Genomic DNA, 26,543 nt, shown 5'->3' on the forward strand with positions numbered 1-26,543 from the left:
ACATATTGATAGCCGGTGTTTTGGGGGTGCCTGTTATTGGAGACAGTTGAATTCTGGCTGGACCGCTACGCTCTTTTTCTGGAGACAGAAAAGAACTATTCCCCTCATACCGTGAAAGCATATCTCTCTGATCTCCGTGAATTCATGCAGTATCTACGTGCCTCCAACCAGATCGACGGTTTTTTATTTCCCCAGCACTGGCAGGTGCGCGGTTATTTGGGAAGTTTAAATCGTCAAGGATTATCTAAAGCGACGGTGGCCCGCAAGCTGGCGTCCCTCCGGAGTTTTTACAAATTTCTCGTGAAACAAGACGCAATTCCGGAGGATCCCTTACTATTGGTTGTGACACCGAAAAAGCCAAAACAGCTGCCCAGGTTTGTGCATTATTATGATTTAGAACAGCTGCTGGATGCGATTCCCGCGGAAACGGATTTGGGTGTGCGCAATCGAGCCATCTGGGAGACTTTATATGCTTCCGGGATACGAGTATCTGAGTTGGTGAATTTAGACCTGGGGGATGTGGATTTTTCCATAGGCAGTCTCAGAGTTAAGGGTAAAGGGCAAAGAGAACGGTTGGCACCACTTGGCAGGCATAGTATTTACTGGCTTAAGCTGTATATCGAGACGAGTCGTATAAAATTGTTGGGCCACCGGGAAACGGAGGCTCTCTTTTTGAATAAGAGCGGCCGGCGTTTGACCGACAGGGGTGTGCGGTTTATCATTGATGAGGGTGTGAAGAAAGTAGCCCTGGCTCTCAAGGTATCCCCCCACTGGTTGCGGCATTCCTTTGCCACCCATATGTTGGAAAGAGGGGCGGATCTAAGAGCAGTACAAGAGCTGTTGGGACACATCAACTTGTCCAGCACCCAGGTTTATACCCATGTGACCGGTACTCGCCTCAGGGAAGTCTACCTGAAAGCACATCCCAGGGCATAAGGGGGGTTGACTGGTGCATGCCACTACCATTATCGGCGTGCTGAAAGACGGGCAAGTAGCCCTGGCCGGTGACGGGCAAGTCACCTTCGGCAATAATATTATCATGAAGCATCATGCCCGCAAAGTGAGAAAGCTTTATCAAGGCAGAGTACTGGCAGGGTTTGCCGGCGCCGTGGCCGATGCTTTTACCTTGTTTGATAAATTCGAGGCTAAACTTGAGGCTTACCATGGCAATTTATATAGAGCCGCCGTTGAATTAGGCAAAGAATGGCGCTCCGACCGGGTGTTGCGGCGGCTGGAAGCTTTGCTTTTGGTGGCTGACCGGGAAAAAATGCTGATTATTTCAGGTAGTGGTGAAATCATCGAGCCCGATGATGCGGTGGCGGCCATTGGGTCAGGCGGTGGATTTGCCCTGGCAGCGGGAAAAGCCTTGCTTCATCACACTGATATGACTGCCGGGGAAATCGCTCAAGAGGCTTTAAAGATAGCGTCCTCGATCTGTGTTTTTACCAATGATCATATTACGGTAGAAACTCTGTGACGATAGAAGGGGGAACATGATGCACGATTTGACTCCCAAGCAAATTGTGGAGGAATTGGACAAATATATAGTGGGGCAAGAAGAAGCCAAGAAAACGGTGGCCGTGGCCCTGAGAAACCGCTATCGTAGAAGTCTCTTGCCTCCATCCATGCAGGAGGAAATTACACCCAAGAATATTATTTTAATTGGGCCCACAGGCGTAGGCAAAACAGAGATTGCGCGGCGGCTGGCCAAATTAGTAAACGCACCGTTCCTTAAAGTGGAAGTGACAAAATTCACAGAGGTGGGTTATGTGGGACGAGATGTGGAGTCCATGGTGCGTGATCTGGTGGAAGTAGCCGTTCGCATGGAAAAAAGCGAAAGAATCAAAGAAGTGGAAGAAAAAGCGCGGCACCTGGCAGATGAACGGTTACTGGACATATTGGTGCCTTATCCTCGAAATAGTAAATCTAATCGAAATCCTCTGGAGTTTATTTTTGGCTCACCTGTCAATAATAGTAATAGCCAGGAGTACCGCGCCAGGATGGAAGAAGAAGTGAGGCAGGTGGAGGAAAAGAGGGAGATCTACCGGCACAAACTTAAGAGGATGGAGTTAGAGGACGAACCGGTGGAAGTGGAATTAGAAGACAACAGCCCGTCCATGCTGGAAGTGTTTACCGGTTCAGGTATGGATGAAATGGGAATTAACTTGCAAGACCTATTAGGAGGGATGCTGCCGAAAAGGAAAAAGAAGCGCAAACTCAAGGTTTCGGAAGCGAGAAAGTATCTTATTCAGGAAGAGGCCGACAAGCTCATCGACATGGATGAAGTGGCCGCTAAGGCGATCAGCAGGGTAGAGCAAAACGGGATTATTTTCCTGGATGAGATTGATAAGATTGCGGAAAAGGAAGGCAACTACGGCCCCGATGTGTCCCGGGGCGGCGTGCAAAGGGATATTTTGCCTATCGTTGAGGGTGCTACCGTAGTCACCAAATACGGTCCGGTCAAGACGGATCACATCTTGTTTATTGCGGCCGGTGCCTTTCATGTGGCAAAACCGTCAGACCTCATCCCTGAACTGCAAGGGCGTTTTCCCATCCGGGTGGAACTGAAAAGTTTGACGCAAGAGGATATGCAGCGGATCCTGACGGAACCTAAAAACTCCTTGATCAAGCAGTACGCCTCATTATTGCAAACAGAAAAAGTCAGGGTAGAGTTCACTCAGGACGCCATTGCAGAGATTGCAAAAATTGCTTATGATATAAACTCCCAGAGTGAAAACATCGGGGCGAGGCGATTGCATACTATTCTGGAAAAGCTCTTACAAGATTTATTCTTTAATGCATCGGAGATAGCGCCGTGCTCCGTCACCATCGATGCGGCTTATGTGCGCCGGCAGCTTGAACCGATCATCGGAAATGAAGACTTGAGCAGGTATATACTATAGATTTGTGGTGAATGAATGTTAGAGAGGGGTAATGAATAATGAACACTCTGTTGGAAAAAACTCGCCTGATCAATAAACAGTTGCAGAAGTCAGCGGGGAATCCCGTCGATTTTGACGAAATCGCTCAGGTGCTGCGTGATGTGATTAATGCCAATTGCTATATTATCGGCCGCCACGGCCAGATCCTGGGTTATGCCTTTGTAGAAGGCTTCACCTGCCAGATTATGGAGGATATTGTATATCGTTCGGAACGTTTTCCGGAAGAATACAATGAAGAGCTGCTGCGGATCAGCGAGACCAAAGCGAACTTTAAACAAGAAGGCAACCAGTGCATCTTCGCCAGGGATACGGAATGCATTTTCCAAAACAAAATTGCCACCGTGGTTCCCGTTATCGGAAGTGGACAAAGGTTGGGAACATTGGTACTTTCTAAATTCAATGTACCTTTTACCGATGAGGATTTGATCCTGGCCGAATACGGCGCGACGGTGGTAGGTATGGAGATCTTGAGAGCCAAGGCCGACCGGATTGAAGAAGAAGCCCGTAAGCGGGCGGCCGTCCATATTGCCCTGGGGACTCTTTCCTATTCGGAACTCGAGGCGGTGGAACACATTTTTGCTGAGCTCGAAGGTGATGAAGGAGTGCTGGTGGCCAGCAAGATTGCGGACCGGGCCGGCATTACCCGTTCCGTCATTGTCAACGCCCTGCGGAAATTTGAAAGTGCCGGGGTGATTGAATCCAAATCCCTGGGCATGAAGGGTACCTATATCAGGGTACTGAATGACAATTTGTTGGAAGAACTGCAAAAACTCAGAAGATAAAAGAACCGCATAGGTTCTTTTTTCTCTGGTGCATAAGGGTCCTGATTTTTGGCAAAGATTTAAAATAATTGTGTGCACCAAATTATTGCGAGACAGGAATCACTATGCTATACTAGGTTTTGGTGCAAAAACACACGCTTCCCAATTTGTGCAAGGGTGCCTGCGGGTCTTGCACAAAGATGAGGGGAGTGGAGGATGAAAACCAGCGAGAGGAGGTGGAGTCAAGTGGCAGTTATCTCGATGAAACAGCTGTTGGAGGCGGGGGTCCATTTCGGTCATCAAACCCGGCGTTGGAATCCCAAAATGGCTCCTTACATTTTTACTGAACGTAACGGCATTTACATCATCGACTTGCAAAAGACCGTGAAAAAAGTAGAAGAAGCTTATGAATTTGTAAGGAGCATCGTCAGCGAGGGCAAGAACATTCTTTTCGTAGGTACGAAAAAACAAGCCCAGGAGTCCATCCGCGAGGAAGCGGAACGCTGCGGAATGTTTTATGTGAATGAAAGATGGCTGGGCGGTATGCTGACGAACTATAAGACCATCCGCCAGCGGATTGAACGTCTCCGTGAACTGGAGGCGATGGAGGAAGAAGGGAAGTTTGCCCTCTTGCCCAAGAAGGAAGTGGCCCGCTTGATTGCGGAAAGAGATAAATTGCAGCGTTTCTTGGGTGGCATTAAGAACATGAATGGGCTTCCGGGAGCTTTGTTCATCGTAGATCCCCGGAAAGAAAGGATTGCATTGGCTGAAGCGAAGAAACTGGGCATTCCGGTAGTGGCTATCGTGGACACCAACTGCGATCCCGATGAAATTGATTATGTCATTCCGGGCAACGACGATGCCATTCGTGCCGTGAAGCTGTTGACCAGCAAGATTGCTGACGCCGTTTTAGAGGCAACTCAAGGTCAAGTAGGCCAGGAAAGAGAACCGGCAGGAGAAAATACCGAAGCCGAACAAGCGGTTGCCCAATAGATGGTTCTATTCAGCTTTACTGCCGCTGCCTTTGAGAAGGAGGTGAACATCCGTGATCACTGCGGATATGGTCAAAGAATTGCGACAGCGTACACAAGCCGGCATGATGGATTGTAAGAGGGCTTTAGAAGCCACCAATGGTGACATGGAGGCCGCCATAGCGTACCTGCGAGAGAAAGGTTTGGCTGCGGCTGCCAAGAAGGCCGGGCGTTTGGCCAGTGAAGGGTTAGTGGAGGCCTACATTCATGGCGTGGGCAGGATTGGCGTACTGGTGGAAGTAAACTGCGAGACAGATTTCGTCGCCAAGACGGACCAGTTTAAGGAGCTCTGCCATGATATCGCCATGCATATCGCCGCCTCACGTCCGGAATATGTTTCCCGGGATGAGGTGCCGGCCGAAGTCATTGAAAAAGAAAAATCCATTTTGCGGGCCCAAGCCTTAAATGAAGGCAAACCGGAGAAAATTGTCGAAAAAATGGTTGAAGGGCGCATCGAAAAGTTTTACCAAGAGGTGTGCCTGCTTGATCAACCGTTCGTGAAAGACCCCAATATCACCGTGCAAGAGCTGGTTACCCAGGCGATTGCTACTATGGGAGAGAATATTACCATTCGCCGCTTTGTGCGCTTCGAGTTGGGGGAAGGGTTAAGCAAACGCTCCTGTGATCTAGCTGCCGAAGTACAGGCTATGACCGGATGTGAATAAAAGAGAGCACTTTATTGTGCTCTTTTTTTCAGGTAAGAAACTTTTTTGAAAGGAATTCCGTATAAGGCGTAGAATAAGTGTACCTTAGGTATAAACGGAGGTTTTCCAGCCCAATGACGAAGCCGAAATATAAGCGTGTAGTGCTTAAACTGAGCGGAGAGGCCTTAGCCGGGGATAAGGGATTCGGCATTGACCAGTCTATGCTTCGCTCAGTAGCGGAACAAGTGAAGGATGTTGTTTCGTTGGGCGTGCAAGTGGCGGTTGTGGTTGGCGGCGGCAATATTTGGCGAGGGGTAGCCGGTTCTAACCAGGGCATGGATCGCGCCACGGCGGACTATATGGGCATGCTGGCTACCGTAATGAATGCCTTGGCTCTGCAGGACGCTTTTGAGCAATGCGGCATCGATACGCGGGTACAAACGGCGATAGAAATGCGGGAAATTGCCGAGCCCTATATCAGGCGGCGGGCGATCCGGCACCTGGAAAAAGGGCGAGTGGTGATTTTCGCTGCCGGCACAGGCAATCCCTTCTTCTCTACAGATACGACGGCAGCATTGCGAGCGGCGGAAATCGAAGCCGATGTCATTTTAATGGCCAAAAAAGTGGATGGCGTATATGATTCCGATCCGGTGAAAAACCCGACTGCAAAGCGTTATGACCAGCTTAGTTATATTGATGTTTTAAACCGTGGACTTGGAGTGATGGATTCCACCGCCACTTCGTTGTGTATGGATAATGATATTCCCTTGATTGTTTTCGACTTAAAACAAAAAGGGAATATCTTGAAAGTGGTGCTGGGTGAAGTGATTGGAACATACGTAGGGAGGGACTGTTATGACGGAACAAGTGTTCCAAGAAGCTGAGGACCGCATGAAGAAAACCATTGAAGCGATGCGCAAAGACATGGCTTCAATTCGTGCCGGCCGGGCCAACCCTGCTTTGCTGGACAAGGTGCAGGTCGAGTATTACGGTACCATGACGCCGGTTAACCAGTTGGCCAGTATTTCAGCTCCCGAACCCAGATTGCTGGTCATCCAACCATGGGATAAATCGGTAATTGCCAGTATTGAAAAGGCCATCCTGAAGTCTGATTTGAACTTAAACCCCTCTAACGATGGTAATGTGATTCGCATCGTCATCCCGCAATTGACTCAGGAACGCCGCATGGAGCTCGTTAAACTAGTAAAGAAAAAAGCGGAAGAGTATCGCGTGCACATTAGAAACATCAGGCGGGAAGCCAACGATAAAATAAAAGCCATGGAAAAGGATAAGAGCATCTCCGAGGATGAAGCCAAGAGGGCCCAGGAAAAGATTCAAAAATTGACGGACAATTATATCGATCAGGTGGATGATGTGCTGGGCACTAAAGAAGCAGAAATTATGGAAGTCTAGGGGTGCAGGGTTAGGTTGAAACCAGAAATCCCGGATGTCATTGGGTGCGAGTTGTCCAAGGGCAAAGCGCGCCTGGCGGAAGCAGGTTTGACGGTAGGCGAGATTCAGCTAACCCGAGCACCAGGTGCACATTCTCACCACAGCCTCCGGATTGTGAAACAACAGATCAGGCCAAATGGTCGGGTGGACTTGATTGTTGTTTCTGTGCAATCGTTTTGCCCGGGAAAGGAGGTGTAAACATTGTTCCGTATCACTGAAGAGTGCATTGCATGTGGTATCTGTGCTGATGAGTGTCCAAGCGGCTCCATTTCTGAAGGAGAAGATACTTTCGTTATTAATCAAGATACCTGCACAGAGTGCGGTGCATGTCAAGATGCATGCCCCAATGATGCAATCGTGGAAGAGTAACCAATAAACCCCCTCGCGCGAGGGGGTTTGTTACTAAAAATACTTTAACGGGAGATTAGGATGGCACGCATACCTTTCTTGAAGAAGCGAGCAAAAGCCGGACAAGAAGGACCGGAGGCGGCCGGTCTCCGGCCGGATTTGCCGAAACACATTGCCATTATTATGGACGGAAACGGGCGCTGGGCCCAAAGGAGAAACATGCCCAGAGCCATGGGACACCGTCAAGGAGTGGAATCCCTCCGGGGAATTGTAGAAGCTTGCTTGGAACTGGGGATTGAGATTTTGACCGTCTATGCCTTTTCCACGGAAAACTGGAAAAGGCCCAAAGAAGAAGTGGATATTTTGATGAACCTTTTGGTAGAGTACTTGCAAAAGGAAATGAATAATCTTGACCGCCAAGGCGTCAGGATTTGTCCCATTGGAGAAATCAGCAAGCTGCCGGCCGCCGCCATTCGTGAACTGGAAAAGGCCCAGGCAAAAACCAAGACTAACGACCGGTTAATTTTGAATATTGCCTTGAATTACGGCGGCAGGGCCGAAATTGTGCAAGCCGTAAAAGGAATTGCCCGGCTCCTGCAAGAAGGGACAATAAAGCCGGAAGAAATCACCGAAGAGCTGATCAGCCGTCATTTGACCACGAGGGGCCTGCCGGACCCGGATCTGCTAATCAGGCCCTCGGGGGAGTATCGCATCAGCAATTTTCTGTTATGGCAAATAGCTTACACGGAATTCTGGTTTACGGATGCTTTATGGCCGGATTTTACCAAAGAACACCTTTTGGAGGCTATTCGCGCCTATCAAAAACGGGAGCGACGTTTCGGGGGATTACGACTTTAGGTTTGAGGTGTAAAATATGCTCTGGCAACGTGTACTTACTGCTGTGATAGCCGTTCCCATTGTGTTTATCCTTTTCTATCGAGCAGGTTTTCCTTTGATGTTGGGCTCATTGGCGGTGGCAGCCCTTGGCCTCTATGAGTTTTATCGCTTAACAAGTTCCATGGGACACAAACCGCTTACCTGGTGGGGTTACTGCATAGGTTTAAATTGCATTTTGTTTGGCATATACTTATGGCATGGACAATATTTTCCACAGACCCTGTGGCTGCTCATGGTATTGGCGGTGGTTCATTTTGCCGCTGCCTTTCCAAAATGGACCTTAAGTGACTTGGCCGTCACCTTTTTTGGGGCCTTCTATGTGGGAGGTTTGTTGAGTTTTCTCATACGCCTACGGGAGTTTGAGGCCCAGGGATGGATGTGGGTGCTCTTGGTGTTCCTATTGACCTGGGCTAACGACACGGCCGCGTATTTTGTGGGGTCCAAAATGGGGAAACATCCCCTTTGCCCGAAGCTGAGCCCCAATAAAACCGTTGAAGGCTTCCTGGGCGGTCTCATCGTTACCATTTTAAGCGCCTTACTGTTTGGTCAATTGGTAAGCGGGAATAATTACTTCTTGTGGGGACTTTTAGGGCTCCTAGCGGCTGTGGTAGGAACCACAGGGGATTTGTTGGAATCTACATATAAACGCTTGGCGCAGGCCAAGGATTCCGGTGTCTTGTTTCCCGGACACGGCGGTGTGCTGGATCGTTTGGACAGTCTACTGCTGGTGGCGCCGCTGGTGTATTATTTCATGCCATTGCTCTAGTGGGCAGAGGTGAAAAATGGATCATCAAGATGATAAGAGCCTGAAAAGCTTAATATTTGTCTTGCGAGTTTTGGGATGGCTGCTGGCGGCTTTCCTGGTGTACTATTATTTATTTCCTGCGGGTCTAGCGGTTTTGCGATTCCTGCTCCCATTAGCGCTACCCTTTATCATAGGCCTGGTTTTGGCTGCCTTGTTTGAACCCATTGTCGAGTTTGTGTCCCGCAAGCTCAAGGTGTCCCGGGCCGTCAGCGTGATCGGTACCATGCTCCTGGTCATCGGTGGTACTGTCACCGGATTGACCTGGATGATCATCCGGGCCATCATGGAAATAGTCAATCTGTCCTATTCCTTTCCCATGTATGCAGAAAGGATTGCCGTTAGCCTTCAATACGCCCTGAGCCAGGCGCGGATTCTTTATTTTTCCCTGGATTTACCGGCTGATTGGCAGGATTTTCTGGTCCGGCGCATGGAGCAAGTTTCTCATACAGTACTCGAAGTCTTAAACTGGTCCTTAGGTCTTTTGACGGCCGTGCCGAACGTGGTGTTGATTTTGTTTTTTGCGATTGTCTCCTCTTATTTTTTTAGCAAGGACAAGGAGAACATTGCTCAAGCATTGTATAGAATCCTGCCGGCGCAAGTGGCCGGTTTCCTGCATAATATGGGTGGCCAGGCGGGCAATGCAATTCTCGGCTATTTGAGAGCCCAGATCATTTTAATGCTTATTACGATGGGGCAGACTCTAGTTGGTTTATATGTCCTGGGCGTAGATTACACTTTATTGATTACCTTGGTGGTGGGCTTCCTGGACCTGCTGCCGGTGCTGGGGCCGGGATTGATCTTTGTTCCATGGATGGCCATGGCATTTCTTATGGGGAATCTGCGGTTAGCGGTATCATTACTGATACTTTATGGTATTATTTCCTTAGTACGCCAGTTAATTCAGCCCAAGGTGGTAGGAGACAGTATTGGCATCCATCCGTTGGAGACTTTAGTTTCCTTGTATGTCGGGCTCAAAGTGATGGGGGTAGCCGGATTGGTGCTCGGGCCGATCCTAGTGGTGATTGTCAAAGGCTGCTGGCGGTATTACAGAGGAGGTTTAGGATGGCCAAGGGAATAGCTATTCTGGGTTCAACGGGCTCCATTGGGCGCCAGACCCTGGAGGTTTGCAGTGCTTTCCCGGAAGAATTCAAAGTGGTGGCCTTAGCGGCCAAGGGAAATATCGATTTACTGGAACAACAGATCAGGGAATTCAGTCCGAAAATAGTGGTGGTCACCAATCACGAGCAGGGCCGGCTTTTACAAGCACGGGTAGCAGGTATGCCGGTCCGGGTATACCTGGGTGACGAAAACCTAGTTGAGGCCGTTGTAGATCCGGAAGTAACTACGGTGGTAACGGCGGTGTCCGGTGCCGTGGGTTTGCTTCCAACCATGGAAGCCATTAAAAACGGCAAAGAGATTGCCCTGGCCAATAAAGAGACCCTTGTGGCTGCCGGCGAAATTGTCATGGAGGCTGTCAAGCATTTTGGCAGCCGTTTGCTGCCGGTGGACAGTGAACACTCAGCTCTATTCCAGTGTTTGGCCGGCAATCGCCCCGGGGATGTAGAGAAGCTGATCTTGACGGCATCAGGGGGCCCTTTCCGGGGTTGGTCCCGGGACCGGCTGGCACGGGTGACACCGGAACAGGCTTTAAAACATCCCAAGTGGAATATGGGAGCTAAAATCACGATTGATTCCGCAACTTTGATGAACAAAGGGTTGGAAGTGATTGAAGCTAAGCATCTGTTTGCGATGGATTATGACCGGATCGAAGTGGTCATTCACCCCCAGAGCATTATCCATTCCATGGTGGAATTTCGCGACGGGGTGATTATGGCCCAGTTGGGAACGCCGGATATGCGGGTACCCATCCAGTTGGCCCTAACCTGGCCCGAGAGGTGGGAAGGGAGAGCCGGGACCAGGTTGGATCTCTTGCAGCTGAAGGAATTGACTTTTGAGGCACCTGATTGGCAGGCTTTTCCCGCCCTCAAGCTGGCTTATGAAGCGGGGAAAACAGGCGGCACGATGCCCACGGTACTCAATGCTGCCAATGAAGAAGCAGTGCATGCCTTTCTCCGGGGTGAGATTGGCTTCCCGGCCATTACTGATATAGTGCAGCGGGTGATGGACCGGCATCAGCCGGTACAAAACCCTGACCTGGAGACGGTGTTGGCGGTGGACAGAGAAGCTCGTAGGCAGGCTTTAGCCGTCATGACCGGGTATGTTATCTGAGGAAGGTGATCCCTATGTCCGTCCTGTCCGTAGTGGTGACGATCATTATCTTGGGACTGTTGATTTTTGTGCATGAACTGGGGCATTTCCTAGCAGCCAAATTGGTCGGGATTAAAGTTCATGAATTCGCTCTGGGTATGGGCCCCCTGGTTTACTCCAAAAGAGTGGGGGAGACCCAGTATTCTTTGCGTGCCCTGCCCATCGGCGGCTATAACCGGATGGCCGGGATGGACCCGGAGGAAGAGTATGATCCCCGCGGCTTTAACACCAGAACCGTGGGGCAGCGCATGGGTGTGATTGCCGCCGGAAGCATCATGAATTTCCTCCTGGCCATCGTCTTATTTGCTGTTTTCTTCATGGGTATAGGCGTAGCATCCAACCGCAATGAAATCGGTGAAGTGTTGGCCGGAAGCCCCGCCGCTCAGGCCGGGTTGCAAGAAGGGGACCGGATCGTGGCCGTCAACGGTACGGATACCCCTACTTGGGAGGATTTAGTACGCGTGATCAGAGCGCACCCGGATGAAGAAATCCAACTGACCGTGCAAAGGGGCAAGGCGGAATTCTCGGTAACCGTTATGACCGTGCGAGATGAACAAGAAAACGTAGGTTTAATTGGGATCAAGGGAGTAGTAGAAAAAAAAGGATTCTTTGAATCAATCTGGCTGGGTATCTCGTCATCGGTGGCCCTGATTGTTATTATTGTCCAGCAATTGTTCTTGATGATTGGGGGACAGGTTCCGGCGGATGTGGCGGGACCGGTGGGAATGGTATCCATTGTCGGGCAGGCAGTGCATTTCGGGATTGGCACTCTCATCCGTTTTGCGGCCCTCCTCAGTCTCAATTTAGGTATTATTAACTTGCTCCCGATTCCCGCCCTGGACGGCAGCCGGCTGGTATTCCTTGCCATCGAAGGTATTAGAGGGAGGCCGGTTAACCCGGCTAAGGAAAACTTCATTCATTTCATCGGTTTTGTGGTGCTGCTGGGCCTGATGGTTTTAATTACTTACCAGGATCTATGGCGGCTCTTTACCGATTGATGACGCAGAGGTGGCATTATGATTCCCGCGAAGCGAAGAAAAAGCCGGGTTATATGGGTAGGACCGGTGCCGGTAGGCGGCGACTACCCAATCACCGTGCAATCTATGACCAACACCGATACCCGCGATGTGGCCGCCACCGTGGCCCAAATCAAGGCCTTGGAACAAGCCGGCTGCGAACTGGTCCGGGTGGCGGTGGTGGATGAGGAAGCAGCCCAAGCCTTGGAGAAGATTAAGAAGGAAATCGCTATTCCCTTGATTGCCGACATTCATTTTGACTATCGCCTGGCCTTGCAAGCCATGGCCGGCGGGGTAGACGGCTTGCGGATCAACCCCGGCAATATAGGTGGTCCGGCCAAGGTGCGGGAGGTGACTGCCATGGCCAAAGACAGGGGGATCCCGATTCGCATCGGTGTCAATGCCGGTTCTTTGGAAAAGGAACTGCTGCAAAAATACCAAGGGGTCACCCCGGAGGCCATGGTAGAGAGCGCGTTGGGACATGCTCACCTGCTGGAAGAGGCGGGTTTTTACGATATCAAGATTTCATTAAAAGCGTCTCATGTACCGTTGATGGTGGAGGCATACCGCTTGTTGGCGGCCAAGACTGATTATCCTTTACATTTAGGGGTTACGGAAGCTGGAACGCTCCTTACCTCTGCGGTAAAATCATCCATGGGCATTGGGATCCTGCTGAGCGAAGGTATCGGTGATACCATCCGGGTTTCCGTGACCGGGGATCCTGCTTTAGAAGTGAAGTTGGGCTTTGAGATCTTAAAGAGCTTGGGAATCCGGCACAGGGGGATTGAGCTCATTTCTTGCCCCACCTGCGGTCGCTGCCAAATCGACCTGGTGGAACTGGCAGAAAAAGTAGAACATGAGTTAGAGTTTGTCCGGCAACCCCTCAAAGTGGCGGTCATGGGCTGTCCTGTTAACGGTCCCGGGGAAGCCAGGCAAGCGGACGTAGGTATTGCCGGCGGGAAAGGAGTGGGGCTGCTTTTTCGCCGGGGCAAGATTGTGGCTAAGGTGCCGCAGGAGCGGTTGGTAGAAGCTTTAGTGCATGAGGTCAAGAAAATGGTGGAAGGATGAGGAGGTTAGAAACGTGCTGGCAAGTAGATTATTGGCTCCTACTTTAAGGGAAGTACCTGCCGAGGCGGAAATAGTCAGTCACCAGCTGTTACTGAGGGCAGGATTTATCCGTAAATCAACTTCGGGTGTTTATACCCTGTTACCTTTGGGCTACCGGGTGGTAACCAAAATCATGCAGATCGTACGAGAAGAAATGGATGCCGCCGGGGGGCAAGAAATTGGTCTGCCTATCATCCAGCCTGCTGAATTGTGGCTGGAAAGCGGCCGGTGGCATGTTTACGGCGATGAACTCTTCCGGTTAAAGGACCGCCATAACAGGGATTTCTGTTTGGGACCGACCCATGAGGAGATTATCACGGATCTGGTGAGAAAGGAAGTGAGCTCCTACAAGCAGCTGCCCCTTTTGCTGTACCAGATCCAGAATAAATACAGGGATGAGCGCAGGCCCCGTTTCGGTCTCATGCGCAGCCGGGAATTCATCATGAAAGACCTCTATTCTTTTGACCGGGACGAAGCAGGTCTGGAAGTGAGCTATCAAAAGATGTTCGACGCTTATACCAATGTCTTTACCAGATGCGGCTTGCGTTTCCGCCCCGTTGAGGCGGACAGCGGCGCCATCGGCGGCAGCAGCACCCATGAATTTGTCGTCCTGGCCGGGTCCGGGGAAGCGGAAATCGTTTATTGTACCAGCTGTGATTACGCCGCCAATGTGGAAAGAGGGGAGGCAGTAGTAGAAGAAGTGATGCCGGGGGCCCTGCATGAAGTGGAAAAAGTGGCCACCCCGGGGATCAAGACCATCGAACAGGTCAGCAGCTTTTTGCAGGTATCTCCGCGGGAATGCTTGAAAACACTGATTTACTTGGCTGACGGAAAGCCCGTGGCCGTGGTGGTGCGGGGAGACCGGGAAGTTAATGAAATCAAACTGAAAAACAAACTCGGCTGCCTGGCACTGGAATTGGCTCCGGATACCCAGGTAAAAGAATTGACGGGGGTCTCCGCCGGTTCTTTAGGCCCTGTCGGGCTCAAAGGGATACCGGTTTACCTGGACGAAGAAGCCGCCGGGATCGTGAACGGGGTGGCGGGTGCCAACGAAGAAGATTATCACCTGAAACATGTGAATTACCCGCGGGATTATGCCGTGGAACTGGTGGGAGATTTTCGCACCGTGAGGGCGGGCGATAAGTGTCCCAAGTGTCATGGCGAGTTGGCCAGTGCCCGGGGTATCGAAGTGGGCCAGATTTTCAAATTGGGCACCAAGTACAGCAAGGCGATGGAGGCCACCTTCCTGGATGAGCAGGGACAGAAAAGGTACATGGTGATGGGCTGCTATGGTATCGGTATCACGAGAACCATGGCTGCCGCGGTGGAACAAAACTATGATGAACACGGCATTATTTGGCCCCTGTCCATTGCTCCTTTCCATGTAGTGATTGTGCCTGCTTCCAACAAAGAAGAAAGGCAGGTGGAGATAGCAGGGGAGATTTACCGTCGCTTAACGGCTCATGGTATTGAAGTTGTCTTGGACGACCGGAACGAAAGGGCCGGAGTGAAATTTGCCGATGCGGACTTAATCGGTTACCCGCTGCGGGTTACCGTAGGCAAAAAGACGGTGAGTGAAGGAACCGTTGACATTAAAATGCGCCGGGATGGACAAGAAGTAACCGTGAAGGTAGATGAGGTGACGGACTGGATTCAATCCTTTATGGCAGAGGAAGTCTAGTCTTTAGGTCGCTTAGAGCCAGATGGGAGGCTTATACGATGCAAGTCTCAGCAATCATACCGGCATTTAATGAAGAAAAAACAGTGGCCGGTGTTATTCGCCCGTTGATGCAGGTACCGGCCATCGGCGAAATTATCGTAGTCAATGACGGTTCAACGGACAATACGGAAGCGGTGGCCCGGGAAGCGGGTGCAACGGTTATTTCCTCCCCATGCAATAGGGGAAAGGGAGGAGCCATGATGCTGGGGGTAGAGCATGCCACCCATGAAGTGCTGCTTTTTCTCGATGCTGATTTAATCGGCCTGACCCCGGCCCATGTGGAGCAATTGATCGAACCTGTCCTGAGCGGCAGGGTCGAAATGGCCGTGGGTGTTTTTGAGCATGGGCGCCTAGCTACGGATTTAGCCCAAATGGTCGCACCTTTTTTGTCCGGCCAAAGAGCGGTGACCAAGAGTCTGCTCCGGCGCATCGATAACCTGGAATGGACACGCTTCGGTGTGGAAATGGCTTTGACCAAGTACGCGGCTGAACATGATGTCAAGCTGGAAGAGGTTGTCTTAGAAGACCTATCCCATGTGATGAAAGAAGAGAAGCTTGGCTTGTGGAAGGGCTTGCGTGCCCGCGTGAAGATGTACTGGGAAATCGCGAAAAGCCTTTCCGACGATTAGAGAGAATGCTTGAGGGGGTCTGAAGGTGGTTTTAGCCAACTTGCAGCCGGCATGTGGCCCGAAAACCAGCCTGGTCCAGCTGATGGAAAGGATTGGCTTGTGTCCCCGGCCGGCGCAGGATTTGGAGGACATAATGATCCAGAAGGCAGTGTTGTACCAAAAATCCCAGCGCCTCGTCATCCACCTGTGGTTTCCCTCACCGGTCCCTGATTGGGAGGCTATTTGGCGGCAAGTGGCGGAAGGTATTATGGTTCAAATGCCCGGCCTGGTGGAAGTGGCATGGGAACCCCACTATCATTGCCGGCAAGACCTTGCCTTCTTTGTACAAGAATACGGTGAGGTATTTCTAGCAAGGATCATGGACAGGATGCCGGCCACTTCAGGTTGGTTGTCCGTGGCCCGGCTGGAAGCCCAAGGAGACAGGATCCTTCTTTGGCTGCCCGACGACCTAGGCATGCAGTTCATGCTGGAAAAGAAGATGGAGAGGTTCTTAGCCGATGCCCTGTGGGAGTATTTCCACATTAGGGCACGATTTACTTTTGCCGTTGACGAGACCTTGACCACTCGGATTAACCTGGTTCCTGAGCAATACCTGGTCCAGGCAGCCTGCGGTAACCAGGGGAAACATGATAAAGCTGCCGGGGATTCCCGCCAAGAGCCGCAAAAGGGTGATGACCTCGTCCTTTTGGGCCGTTCCATTAAACAAGCCGTCACACCGGTGGTGGAACTGGTGGACGAGGAAAAAGCCGTGGCCATCAGGGGCGAAGTCATAAACGTGGAAGCCAGGGAGCTTAAGAGCGGGCGAACCCTTTATACCATAGATGTTACCGACAAGACAGATTCCATCTCCGTAAAGGTCTTTGGGGATGAAAAAACTGCAGAATTGCTGGCTGCCGTCAAACCCGGACAGTGGCTTACCATTCAAGGAGCGGTGCAGTATGATCGTTATACCCAGGAATTAACAATGATGGCAACCGATATCAATAGATGCACCCCGGTGGTACGGGAAGACCGGGCCCCTGAAAAAAGGATTGAACTGCACCTGCATACAAAAATGAGTGCCATGGACGGGGTAGTGGATGTGGCCGAAGCAGTGAAAACGGCAGCTCGTTTCGGGCACGAGGCCATTGCCATTACCGATCACGGGGTGGTTCAAGCTTTCCCAGAGGCTTACGAAGCGGGACAAAAACATGGAGTAAAGATCATCTACGGCGTGGAAGGCTACTTGTTAGACGGGGAAGAAGAAAAAGGCAGGACTTATCACATCATTATCCTGGCGAAAAATCCCAAAGGTTTGGAAAACCTCTATCGATTGATTACCCTATCTCACCTGGAGCATTTTTACAGGCGCCCCCGTATTCCGCGGCAAGCTTTAATAGACTATAGAGAAGGTTTAATCCTTGGTACTGCCTGTGAGGCGGGAGAGCTGGTGCAGGCCTACCTGGCCGGGGCCCCCATGGAGGAGCTCTGCCGCATTGCCGATTTTTATGATTATATTGAGATACAACCCATTGGTAATAACAGGTTCTTAATAGACAAGGGAATAATGCAGTCGGAAGATGACTTGAGGAACATGAACCGAGCCCTGGTGGCAATCGGTGAGAAACTGGGCAAGCCCGTAGTGGCCACCGGGGATGTCCATTTCTTGCATCCCGAGGATGAAATCTTTCGCCGTATCTTACAAAAAGTGCAGAATTACGAGGAGCAAGAACAAGCCCCCCTTTACTACCGGACCACCGAGGAAATGCTGGAGGAGTTTGCTTATCTGGGACCGGATACAGCGCGGCAGGTAGTGATCACGAATCCCGTCAATATCAGTCGCCAGATTGAAGAAATCGCACCACTGCCCAGCGAACTGTTCGCTCCTGAAATTCCCGGAGCCGAAGAACAGGTTTCCCAGATGTGCTGGGCGGAGGCCAAAAGGTTATACGGCGATCCCCTGCCTGATATGGTGGCAGCCAGGCTGAAGAAAGAGCTGGATTCCATCATTACCAACGGTTTTGCCGTATTGTACCTGATCGCCCATAAACTGGTGAAGAAATCTAATGAAGACGGCTATTTAGTAGGCTCCAGGGGATCTGTCGGTTCATCTTTGGTGGCTACTTTCTGCGGCATTACGGAGGTTAACCCGCTGCCGCCCCATTACCGGTGCCCCGGGTGCTGCTACAGTGAATTTGTCGCGGACGGTTCCTATAACAGCGGGGCGGATTTGCCGGACCGGCCGTGCCCCCGGTGCGGCACACCGCTCAATAAGGACGGTCACGATATACCATTTGAAACTTTTTTAGGTTTTAAAGGAGATAAAGTACCGGATATCGATCTGAACTTTTCCGGCGAGTACCAGGCGACGGCTCACAAGTATGTGGAGACCCTGTTCGGCAAGGAACATGTTTTCCGTGCCGGCACCATTGCCACCGTAGCCGAAAAGACGGCCTTCGGCTTTGTAAAAAACTACCTGGAAGAGCAAAACCTGGTGAAGCGGAATGCGGAAGTGGCCCGGCTGGTACGGGGCTGCACCGGAGTGAAGAGGACCACCGGACAGCATCCGGGAGGTTTGATGGTGGTTCCCAAATCCTATGATATTCACCAGTTCACTCCTTTGCAGCGGCCGGCGGATGATGTGAAGTCGGGAACCATCACCACCCATTTTGATTACCATTCCATTTCCAGCAGGTTGGTTAAGCTGGATATCCTGGGCCACGATGATCCGACAGTTATCAAAATGCTGGAAGAGTTGACCGGCGTTGACGCCAAGAAAATCCCTTTGGATGACCCGGCCACCCTGTCCCTGTTTTCCGGGGTGGAGGCATTGGGAGTGACGGAAGAGCAGATCCGTTCTGCGGTGGGTACTTATGGTATTCCTGAGTTCGGCACCCGGTTTGTGCGGCAGATGCTGGTGGACACAAAACCGGAAAAGTTTTCCGACCTGGTCAGGATCAGTGGCTTCTCTCACGGTACAGATGTCTGGTTAAACAACGCCCAGGATTTGATTAAAAGCGGTACGGCAAAACTGTCGGAAGCCATCTCCACCCGCGATGATATCATGATTTATTTAATCTACAAAGGCATGGAACCGGCTTTAGCGTTTAAAATCATGGAGGATGTCCGCAAAGGCAAAGGAGTCAAGCCGGAATACGAAACAGCGATGCGGGAAAATGGCGTACCGGATTGGTACATCGAATCTTGCAAGAAAATCAAATACATGTTTCCCAAGGCCCATGCGGTAGCCTATGTCATGATGGCTTTTCGCATTGCCTACTTTAAGATTAATTATCCCCTGGCCTTTTATGCCAGCTTCTTCACCGTTCGGGCCGATGACTTTGATGCTGATTTGATTGTCCAAGGTTACGACCGGGTGCGGCAAAAGATCGAGGAGATTGAAAAGAAAGGAAACGAAGCAAGCCAGAAGGAAAAGAACCTGTTGACGATTTTAGAAGTAGCCCTGGAGATGATGGCCCGCGGTTTTAACTTCGAAAGAGTCAGCCTTACCAGGTCCGATGCTCTCCGTTTTACGATTGTTGAGGGGGGATTATTGCCTCCCCTGGCGGCGCTGCAAGGTATCGGCAAAACGGCGGCGCAAAACATCACGGAGGCCCGGAAGGAAAAGCCCTTTACTTCGATTGAAGACCTGCGCTACCGCGGTAAAGCGACGAAAACGGTGATCGAAATCTTAGACGCTCATGGCGCACTGGAAGGTCTAGCTGAATCGGAACAGCTGACTTTATTTTGCTAGTATCTTAGCCCTAATTCTTGTCAGGTACTAACATTTGTGGTATATTTATTGGCGAGGAAGATTAGGCGAGAGAGTTGGTTAAGAGTGGGTTCAATGCCCACTTTTTCATTTACCCAGAGGGCAGCTTTGCTAGTATATTATGGCAAACCATGGGGGTACACTAGAACCAGTTGAAATAGGTGGAGGTATTGACATGCATTCAGCGAGTATAGCCGACCGGGTGACGGCATTTATTCAGCCTGTGGTCGAAGATGAGTTAGGGTTTGAACTGGTGGATGTAGAATATGTTAAGGAAGGTGCGGATTGGTATCTCAGGATTTACATTGACCACCCAGAAGGCATTGATCTTAATGCCTGTGAGCGGGTGAGCCGCAGAATCGATCCATTGTTGGATGAATACGACCGGGACAATGCATTGTTTCCCGGCAGTTATATTTTGGAGGTGTCATCGCCGGGTCTGACGCGGCCGCTAAAAAAGGAAAGAGATTTTATCAAGTACCAAGGTAGACTGGTAACAGTGAAAACTTACGCGCCCATTGGAGGACAAAAGGAGTTTAACGGCATTTTGCGGGATTACCGGCCTGCCGAGATTGAAATAGAGGTTAACGGGGAGAGGATGGTTATTCCCAAAGACAGGATTAGCTTGGTTCATCTGGCAGTGGAGTTTTAATCATTGGGGGAACTGAAGGAGGATTAGCAAAATGAATACGGAGTTTCTTGAGGCCCTGGATGAAATTGCGCAAAGTAAGGGGATTGACACGGAGGTGCTGTTGGAAGCCATCGAGGCAGCATTGATCTCCGCATACAAGAAGAACTTTGGGTCCCTCCAAAATGTCAGGGTGGAGGTACACCGCACCACCGGTGAGTTCAAAGTCTATTCCCGCAAGCAGGTCGTAGAGCAAGTCAATGACGAGCGCACCGAGATATCGCTGGAAGAAGCCAGGCAGATCGATCCTCGTTATAATATAAACGATGTGGTGGAGTTTGAGGTGACGCCCAAAGAATTTGGGCGTATTGCCGCCCAGACGGCTAAGCAGGTAGTGGTGCAGCGGATTAGGGAAGCGGAGCGCAACATCATCTATGATGAGTATGTGAATAAAGAGCAGGACATCATCACAGGGGTGGTGCAAAGGCAGGAGGGCGGCAATGTGTTTATTGACCTGGGGAGGACGGAAGCAATCCTGACCCCGCAGGAGCAAATGCCGGGCGAAGAATACCGGACCCATGACCGGATTAAGGCTTATATCGTGGAAGTGAAAAAAACCACCAAGGGACCGCAGATTCTTGTCTCGCGCACTCATCCGGGCTTGCTTAAACGCCTATTTGAATTGGAGGTTCCCGAAATTACCGAAGGTATCGTGGAAATTAAATCCATTGCCCGCGAAGCAGGGAGCCGCTCCAAGATAGCTGTTGCGTCCAGGGACGAAAACGTCGATCCGGTAGGTGCTTGTGTCGGTCCGAAAGGGGCGCGGGTGCAGACCATTGTCAATGAGCTGAAAGGGGAAAAAGTGGACATCATAAAATGGAGCAGCGATCTGGAAGTCTTCGTAGCAAACTCTTTGAGCCCGGCCAAAGTCCTTTCGGTGGAAGTCAATGAAGCGGAAAAGACGGCACGGGTGATTGTACCGGATTATCAACTGTCGCTGGCCATCGGTAAGGAGGGACAAAATGCCCGCTTGGCGGCTAAACTAACCGGCTGCAAGATAGACATCAAGAGCGAGAGTCAAGTGGAAAGAGGTGGGCAGTAGGATGGCGCGCGTCAAGAAAATCCCGATGCGGATGTGTGTTGGTTGCAGGGAGCGGAAAGAAAAAAGGCAGCTGGTGCGCATTGTACGGACCCCGGAAGGCACGGTTCTGGTGGATCCCACGGGCAAGAAATCAGGCCGGGGTGCTTATATTTGCCCGGACGTAACTTGCCTGGAAAAAGTCATCAAAAACAAAGGATTGGAAAGAGCGCTGGAGGTTACCATTGAGCCCCATGTGGTGGAAGAACTCAGACAACAGCTTGGTCAAGTGTCCCTTGGAGAGAATTGAGGGCCTGCTGGGTTTTGCTGCCAGAGCAGGAAAAGCTGTTGCCGGGGAACAAGCGGTCAGGACGAAACTGCGGTATGGGAAAATTCACCTCATCTTGCTGGCGGAAGATGCCTCGAAAGAAGTGATCAGCTATTTTAGCCATAAAAGCAGGGAAATGGGTATCCCGGTGATCTGTACCGGCACCAAGGTGAAACTTGGTTGGGTTATCGGTAAATCTAGACGAGCAGTGGTGGGGATCAGCGATCGACAGTTTGCAAAAAGTATCTTGGCACGAGTGAGGGAGAAGCAAGCCATGGAATAACACGGGGGTGAACCAATGAAAAAAATGCGGGTATACGAATTGGCGAAGGAAAAAAAGATGAGGAGCAAGGATATGCTGGTCGTCTTAAAACGGATAGGAATAGAGGTCAAATCGCACATGAGCGTGTTGGAAAAAGAGGATTTAGCAAAAATCGAAGAATTCTTTGCACCGAAACGTAATGATGAACAAAAAACACCCACCAACATGAAGGAAGATTATGAGGAATTTGAACACGAAAGAATGGAAAAGGTCAAAGGCAGTTCTTCTTTGAAGTCCGGCGCCGGGAAAAAGAAAGGCGGCAAGTTTCATTTAGGCAAGAAAAAGGAAGAACAGTCAAAAGAAAAAGACAAGACCCTCCCGGCGAAACAACCGGATAAGAAAAAAGGGAAATCAGGTAAAAGCAGCCAATCCGGGACTCCCGGCGGGCGGCCGGCCAAAAAGGCCGCGAAAGCGGCTCCGCCTCCGCCGCCGGTATCTCATATCAAGAAAATCACCGTGGGAGAATCCATCAGCGTCCAAGAGCTGGCCAAGCGGATGGGCAAAACGGCCAATGAGGTCATCAAAAAGCTTTTTGAACTGGGGATTCCCGCTACGTTGAACCAGGAAATCGATTCCGATACGGCCGTGATTGTGGCCAGTGAATATGGCATTGAAACCGAGGTCAAGATTCAAAAACCTATTACGGAAATTGAAGACGTACCCGATCCGGAGGAATCCCTCGTGCCAAGACCGCCCGTGGTGACGGTGATGGGCCATGTGGATCATGGGAAGACTTCCTTGCTTGATGCCATCCGGGAAACCAACGTCACCGCTACGGAAGCCGGCGGTATTACCCAGCATATCGGTGCTTATCAAGTCACGGTGAAAGGAAAGAAAATTACCTTTTTGGATACACCCGGTCACGAGGCTTTCACTGCCATGCGGGCCCGTGGTGCCGAGGCCACGGACATTGCCGTGCTGGTAGTGGCCGCCGATGACGGCGTCATGCCCCAAACGGTGGAAGCGATCAATCACTGCCGGGCTGCTAATGTTCCTATTATTGTAGCCGTTAACAAAATGGATAAGCCCACCGCCAACATCGAGCGGATTAAACAGCAGTTATCCGAACACGGCCTGATTCCCGAGGAGTGGGGCGGGGATACTATCTTTGTACCTGTTTCCGCCAAGATGAAGCAAGGCATAGACCAGCTGTTGGAAATGATTCTCTTGGTAGCGGAAATAAACGATTTGAAGGCTAATCCCAACCGCCTGGCCAGGGGTGTTGTGATTGAAGCCGAATTAGATAAGGGAAGAGGTTCTGTGGCTACGGTCCTGGTACAAAAGGGAACCTTACGCGTCGGAGACAATATCGTCATCGGCAGCGTTTACGGTAAAGTAAGAGCCATGTTTGATGATAAGGGCCGGAGAGTGAAAGAAGCGCTGCCTTCAACCCCGGTGGAAGTATTGGGCCTATCCGCCGTCCCGGATCCCGGCGATATTTTTGACGTGGTGGCGGATGAAAAGCTGGCCAAGGAGATTGCCACCCAGCGGGAGATTGCCAGGAAAGAAAAAGAGTATAAAGAAGCCAGCAAGATGCGCCTGGAAGATCTCTTTAAGCAAATGAATACCGAAGGCATGCAGGAGCTGAATCTGGTGCTGAAAAGTGACGTCCACGGTTCCGCGGAAGCATTGAGCCAGGCCCTTTTGCGGCTTAGCACCGATGAAGTAAAGGTGAATGTCATCCATAACGGTGTGGGTGCAATCTCGGAAGCCGATATCATGCTGGCAGCGGCATCCAATGCCATCGTCATCGGTTTTAATGTGCGTCCTGACGGCAATGCCAGGCGGGCAGCTGAGCAAGAAAAGGTGGAGATCCGGTCATACCGGGTAATTTATGATGTGATTGAGGACATAAAAGCTGCCATGAGCGGTCTTTTGGAGCCGGAACTCAAGGAAGTTTTCCTGGGGCAAGTTGAGGTTAGGGCTGTCTTTAAGGTACCGCGGGTGGGAAATATTGCCGGCGGTTATGTGTTGGAAGGCAGGATTACCAATAAATCCAATGTGCGGGTTGTTAGGAATGGAGTTGTGATCCATGAGGGCCGGCTGCATTCCCTGAAACGTTTTAAAGATGACGTGAAAGAAGTGCCCCAGGGTTATGAGTGCGGCATAGGTATTGAAAACTTCAATGATATCAAGGAAGGAGATATCATTGAAGCCTTTGAAGTTCAAGAAGTGAAGCGGGAGCTTTAACCTGCTGGGGAGGAACGACCAATGAGTTATCGCACACAACGGGTAACGGAAGAAATGAAGCGGGAGATAGCCGCTATCATCAAGGAAGAGCTCAAAGATCCACGGGTTGGTTTTGTGACCGTAACCGGCGTGGAAATCACTCCCGACTACCGCTACGCTAAAGTGTTTGTGAGTGTATACGGCAGTGACGAGGAGGTTAACCAAGCCCTTGAAGGTTTGGAGAAAGCCAGCGGCTTTATCCGTAAGGAAGTAGGCCGGCGGATTAAGTTGAGATATACACCGGAGCTTTCCTTCCGGTTTGATGAATCCATTCGTCACGGAGCCAAGATTGCTGAGATATTGGCAGACATGCAGGAGAAGGAAGGTAAGGATTGATGCTGGCAAGGATTGGCGAAGCATTGAGCCGGGTCAAAGGGGCTTTGATTACCGCCCATGAAAGACCTGACGGTGATGCCATCGGATCTGCCATAGCGCTGGACATGGCTTTAAGATATTTGGGGATTCGCACCGTGGTCATGCTGTCTGACCCGGTGCCGGACATGTACCGTTTCCTTAAAGGCACGGAAAGCATTCTGATGCCTTCCTCCTTGGGGTGGAAGCCTGAAGCCGTGGTAGCTCTGGACAGCACGGAATGGGATAGAGTGGGAGAATTCATCCACCAGTACCTGCCCGGTACGGTCACGATCAATATCGATCACCATGCCAGCAACCGGGAGTTTGCCGACCTGAACTGGGTGGACATTAATGCTGCCGCAACAGGCGAAATGGTTTTGGACCTCATCGAGTATCTTCAAGTTCCCATTGACATGGATGCGGCTACGGCCCTCTATACCGCCATGGCAACGGATACGGGTTTCTTTCAGCACGGCAATACGACGGCTAAAGTGCTGTCTAAATGTGCCCGGCTGGCGGAGTTAGGCGCCAATCCCCATTTTATCAGTGAACAGATCCATGAATACAAGTCTTTTGAGAGCCTGAAAGCTTTAGGATTCGCCCTGAGTTCCATTCAGCTTTCACCTAAAGGTTCTGTAGCCTGGATCGGTTTGTCCTTGGCAGACATGGAACGGCTGAAGGTGAAAGAAGAAGAACTGGAAGGATTTGTAAATTATCCCAGATCCATTAAAGGGGTGGAGGTAGGGATTCTCTTTCGACAGGTAGAGACCAATAAAGTAAGGGTAGGTTTGCGCTCCCGCGGGCAGGTTGATGTCAGTGCCATAGCCCAAGCCTTCGGTGGGGGAGGGCATTACCGGGCGGCGGGTTGTACTGTGGCGGGGGACTTGGATGAAGTCATTGAAGAAGTAGTAAAACTGTGCTGCCAGCGAGCAGGTGAGTTTTAGTGGATGGGTTCATTAACCTGTTAAAACCGCCAGGCATGACCTCCCACGATGTGGTGGCCTGGTGCCGGCGCTTATTCAACCAGCGAAAAATAGGCCATGCCGGCACCCTGGATCCGGGCGTTACCGGTGTGCTGCCCATAGCATTGGGAAAAGGCACCCGTTTACTGGAGTATTTTCTCGACAGTGACAAAAGCTATCGTTGTGAGATCATCCTGGGAGTGGAAACTACCACCCAAGACCTGTACGGGGATGTCCTGTCCCAAAATCAGGTTTCCCGGGAACAGTTGGAACGGTTTCCTCATGTCCTGCGGGAGTTTTTGGGGGAGCAGCTTCAGGTTCCCCCCATGGTGTCTGCCGTGCGCTGGCAGGGAAAAAGGTTGTATGACCTCGCCCGGGAGGGGACCAAGGTTGCCGTTCCCCCCAGGCGGGTCCGCATAGCTGAGATCACGTTGCTGGAAGTACAATTTGCAGAGCCCCCGTATAGGGCACTTTTTGATGTAACCTGTTCTAAAGGCACCTACATCCGCACCCTCTGTCACGATCTGGGGCGGAAGCTGGGGTGCGGGGCGAGCCTGTCTTTTCTGGTGCGCACCAGGACAGGCCCGTTCAAATTGGAAGAGGCAAGAACGTTGGAAGAAATACAGGCCGGCTGGGAAAAGGGGGACAAAAGTTTCTTGGTCCCTTTGACCGGGTTGCTGCCCTTTCCCAGGCAACGGATTGGGGCAGACCTGGTTACTGCCGTCCGGCAGGGAAAACGGATTCCATGGGATGCCGTAAGCGGGGAGTCAATTTCGCCCCGCCAGCTGGTACAATTAGAAGATGCAGCCGGATTGGTTGCCGTGGCCCAAGTAGTCTACCATCAACAGCGAGCTTTTTTACAACCCAGGAAAGTCATTAGATGATGAGGTAGTCACCAATGGAGATTCTTCGTGCTTTACCGGATACGCCTATATTAGACAGAACTGTTATTGCACTGGGGAATTTTGACGGAGTGCACCGGGGGCATCAGGCATTGATCGCCCGGACGGTGCAGCTGGCGCGGGAAATACAGGGACAAAGCGTAGTGTTGACTTTTGATCCTCATCCCCTGCAGCTTTTGAGACCGGAAGAACCGGTCAAACTTATTCTTACTACGGAACGTAAAAGCAAGAGAATAGCCCAGTTGGGCGCTGATATACTATTATTACTCCCGTTTACACGGGAGCTTGCTTTAACGGCGCCGGATGATTTCGGGACCATGATTTTTCAGGCCCTAAGGCCGGCGGTCATCGTCGTCGGTTTTAATTACA

The 26,543-nt window shown here is 51.0% G+C and carries 27 protein-coding genes; all 27 read left to right on the top strand.

All coding sequences use genetic code 11. The annotated features are described in order from the left end of the window. The first annotated feature begins 36 nt into the window (after positions 1–36). The gene (locus tag GXX34_10960; protein HHW08024.1) at positions 37–936 is read left to right on the top strand and encodes a tyrosine recombinase XerC; all 900 of its coding nucleotides are present in this window, start codon (positions 37–39) and stop codon (positions 934–936) included. A 10-nt stretch (positions 937–946) separates the two neighbouring features. After that, positions 947–1,477, top strand: coding sequence for an ATP-dependent protease subunit HslV (gene hslV, locus GXX34_10965; protein ID HHW08025.1), 531 nt, complete (start codon positions 947–949; stop codon positions 1,475–1,477). Between the two features lie 19 nt (positions 1,478–1,496). Next, positions 1,497–2,903 (top strand): ATP-dependent protease ATPase subunit HslU, encoded by a 1,407-nt coding sequence (hslU, locus tag GXX34_10970; GenBank protein HHW08026.1) that lies wholly within the window; start codon positions 1,497–1,499, stop codon positions 2,901–2,903. Between the two features lie 38 nt (positions 2,904–2,941). Continuing rightward, a complete protein-coding gene (codY, locus tag GXX34_10975) occupies positions 2,942–3,724 on the top strand; it encodes a GTP-sensing pleiotropic transcriptional regulator CodY (GenBank protein HHW08027.1) in 783 nt (260 codons plus the stop codon). A 225-nt stretch (positions 3,725–3,949) separates the two neighbouring features. Then, positions 3,950–4,696, top strand: coding sequence for a 30S ribosomal protein S2 (gene rpsB / locus GXX34_10980; protein HHW08028.1), 747 nt, complete (start codon positions 3,950–3,952; stop codon positions 4,694–4,696). Positions 4,697–4,763: 67 nt separating this feature from the next. Further along, the gene (tsf, locus tag GXX34_10985) at positions 4,764–5,399 is read left to right on the top strand and encodes a translation elongation factor Ts (protein ID HHW08029.1); all 636 of its coding nucleotides are present in this window, start codon (positions 4,764–4,766) and stop codon (positions 5,397–5,399) included. A gap of 113 nt (positions 5,400–5,512) precedes the next feature. Beyond that, complete coding sequence (locus GXX34_10990) at positions 5,513–6,262, top strand: UMP kinase (protein HHW08030.1); 750 nt, start codon at positions 5,513–5,515, stop codon at positions 6,260–6,262. Next, positions 6,234–6,791, top strand: a complete 558-nt coding sequence (frr, locus tag GXX34_10995) for a ribosome recycling factor (GenBank protein HHW08031.1) — start codon at positions 6,234–6,236, stop codon at positions 6,789–6,791. The genes GXX34_10990 and frr overlap by 29 nt, the downstream gene beginning before the upstream one ends. A gap of 240 nt (positions 6,792–7,031) precedes the next feature. Beyond that, on the top strand, positions 7,032–7,199 hold the full coding sequence (locus GXX34_11000; protein ID HHW08032.1) for a 4Fe-4S binding protein: 168 nt from the start codon (positions 7,032–7,034) through the stop codon (positions 7,197–7,199). Between the two features lie 60 nt (positions 7,200–7,259). Next, complete coding sequence (locus GXX34_11005; GenBank protein HHW08033.1) at positions 7,260–8,036, top strand: isoprenyl transferase; 777 nt, start codon at positions 7,260–7,262, stop codon at positions 8,034–8,036. Positions 8,037–8,052: 16 nt separating this feature from the next. Beyond that, entirely contained in the window at positions 8,053–8,841 is a 789-nt protein-coding gene (locus GXX34_11010; GenBank protein HHW08034.1) for a phosphatidate cytidylyltransferase, read from the top strand. 16 nt (positions 8,842–8,857) lie between these two features. Then, positions 8,858–9,958: a sporulation integral membrane protein YtvI gene (gene ytvI / locus GXX34_11015; GenBank protein HHW08035.1), complete on the top strand. Its 1,101-nt coding sequence runs from the start codon at positions 8,858–8,860 to the stop codon at positions 9,956–9,958. Further along, positions 9,943–11,109 carry a 1-deoxy-D-xylulose-5-phosphate reductoisomerase gene (locus tag GXX34_11020; GenBank protein HHW08036.1) on the top strand — a complete coding sequence of 389 codons (1,167 nt, stop codon included), beginning with the start codon at positions 9,943–9,945 and terminating at the stop codon, positions 11,107–11,109. Before ytvI ends, GXX34_11020 begins: the two co-directional genes overlap by 16 nt. A gap of 14 nt (positions 11,110–11,123) precedes the next feature. Beyond that, positions 11,124–12,146, top strand: coding sequence for an RIP metalloprotease RseP (gene rseP / locus GXX34_11025; GenBank protein ID HHW08037.1), 1,023 nt, complete (start codon positions 11,124–11,126; stop codon positions 12,144–12,146). A gap of 18 nt (positions 12,147–12,164) precedes the next feature. After that, entirely contained in the window at positions 12,165–13,232 is a 1,068-nt protein-coding gene (gene ispG / locus GXX34_11030; protein HHW08038.1) for a flavodoxin-dependent (E)-4-hydroxy-3-methylbut-2-enyl-diphosphate synthase, read from the top strand. Positions 13,233–13,245: 13 nt separating this feature from the next. Next, positions 13,246–14,952 carry a proline--tRNA ligase gene (locus GXX34_11035; protein ID HHW08039.1) on the top strand — a complete coding sequence of 569 codons (1,707 nt, stop codon included), beginning with the start codon at positions 13,246–13,248 and terminating at the stop codon, positions 14,950–14,952. A 38-nt stretch (positions 14,953–14,990) separates the two neighbouring features. Next, entirely contained in the window at positions 14,991–15,620 is a 630-nt protein-coding gene (locus GXX34_11040; GenBank protein ID HHW08040.1) for a glycosyltransferase family 2 protein, read from the top strand. Between the two features lie 82 nt (positions 15,621–15,702). Further along, positions 15,703–19,353, top strand: a complete 3,651-nt coding sequence (locus GXX34_11045; protein ID HHW08041.1) for a PolC-type DNA polymerase III — start codon at positions 15,703–15,705, stop codon at positions 19,351–19,353. 193 nt (positions 19,354–19,546) lie between these two features. Further along, positions 19,547–20,023, top strand: a complete 477-nt coding sequence (locus tag GXX34_11050; GenBank protein ID HHW08042.1) for a ribosome maturation factor RimP — start codon at positions 19,547–19,549, stop codon at positions 20,021–20,023. A 31-nt stretch (positions 20,024–20,054) separates the two neighbouring features. Next, entirely contained in the window at positions 20,055–21,101 is a 1,047-nt protein-coding gene (gene nusA, locus GXX34_11055; GenBank protein ID HHW08043.1) for a transcription termination/antitermination protein NusA, read from the top strand. Between the two features lies 1 nt (position 21,102). Next, positions 21,103–21,387, top strand: coding sequence for a YlxR family protein (locus tag GXX34_11060; protein ID HHW08044.1), 285 nt, complete (start codon positions 21,103–21,105; stop codon positions 21,385–21,387). Then, positions 21,374–21,688, top strand: coding sequence for a 50S ribosomal protein L7ae (locus tag GXX34_11065; protein ID HHW08045.1), 315 nt, complete (start codon positions 21,374–21,376; stop codon positions 21,686–21,688). The genes GXX34_11060 and GXX34_11065 overlap by 14 nt, the downstream gene beginning before the upstream one ends. A gap of 15 nt (positions 21,689–21,703) precedes the next feature. Then, positions 21,704–23,917 carry a translation initiation factor IF-2 gene (gene infB / locus GXX34_11070; protein HHW08046.1) on the top strand — a complete coding sequence of 738 codons (2,214 nt, stop codon included), beginning with the start codon at positions 21,704–21,706 and terminating at the stop codon, positions 23,915–23,917. Positions 23,918–23,938: 21 nt separating this feature from the next. After that, positions 23,939–24,292 (top strand): 30S ribosome-binding factor RbfA, encoded by a 354-nt coding sequence (rbfA, locus tag GXX34_11075; protein ID HHW08047.1) that lies wholly within the window; start codon positions 23,939–23,941, stop codon positions 24,290–24,292. Continuing rightward, complete coding sequence (locus tag GXX34_11080) at positions 24,292–25,254, top strand: bifunctional oligoribonuclease/PAP phosphatase NrnA (protein HHW08048.1); 963 nt, start codon at positions 24,292–24,294, stop codon at positions 25,252–25,254. Before rbfA ends, GXX34_11080 begins: the two co-directional genes overlap by 1 nt. Then, complete coding sequence (gene truB, locus GXX34_11085) at positions 25,254–26,156, top strand: tRNA pseudouridine(55) synthase TruB (GenBank protein ID HHW08049.1); 903 nt, start codon at positions 25,254–25,256, stop codon at positions 26,154–26,156. The genes GXX34_11080 and truB overlap by 1 nt, the downstream gene beginning before the upstream one ends. 14 nt (positions 26,157–26,170) lie before the next feature. Then, a partial coding sequence (locus GXX34_11090) for a riboflavin biosynthesis protein RibF (protein HHW08050.1) occupies positions 26,171–26,543 on the top strand: 373 nt, incomplete at its 3' end.

The sequence above is a fragment of the Clostridia bacterium genome (assembly GCA_012840125.1).
Lineage (GTDB): Bacteria > Bacillota > DULZ01 > DULZ01 > DULZ01 > DULZ01.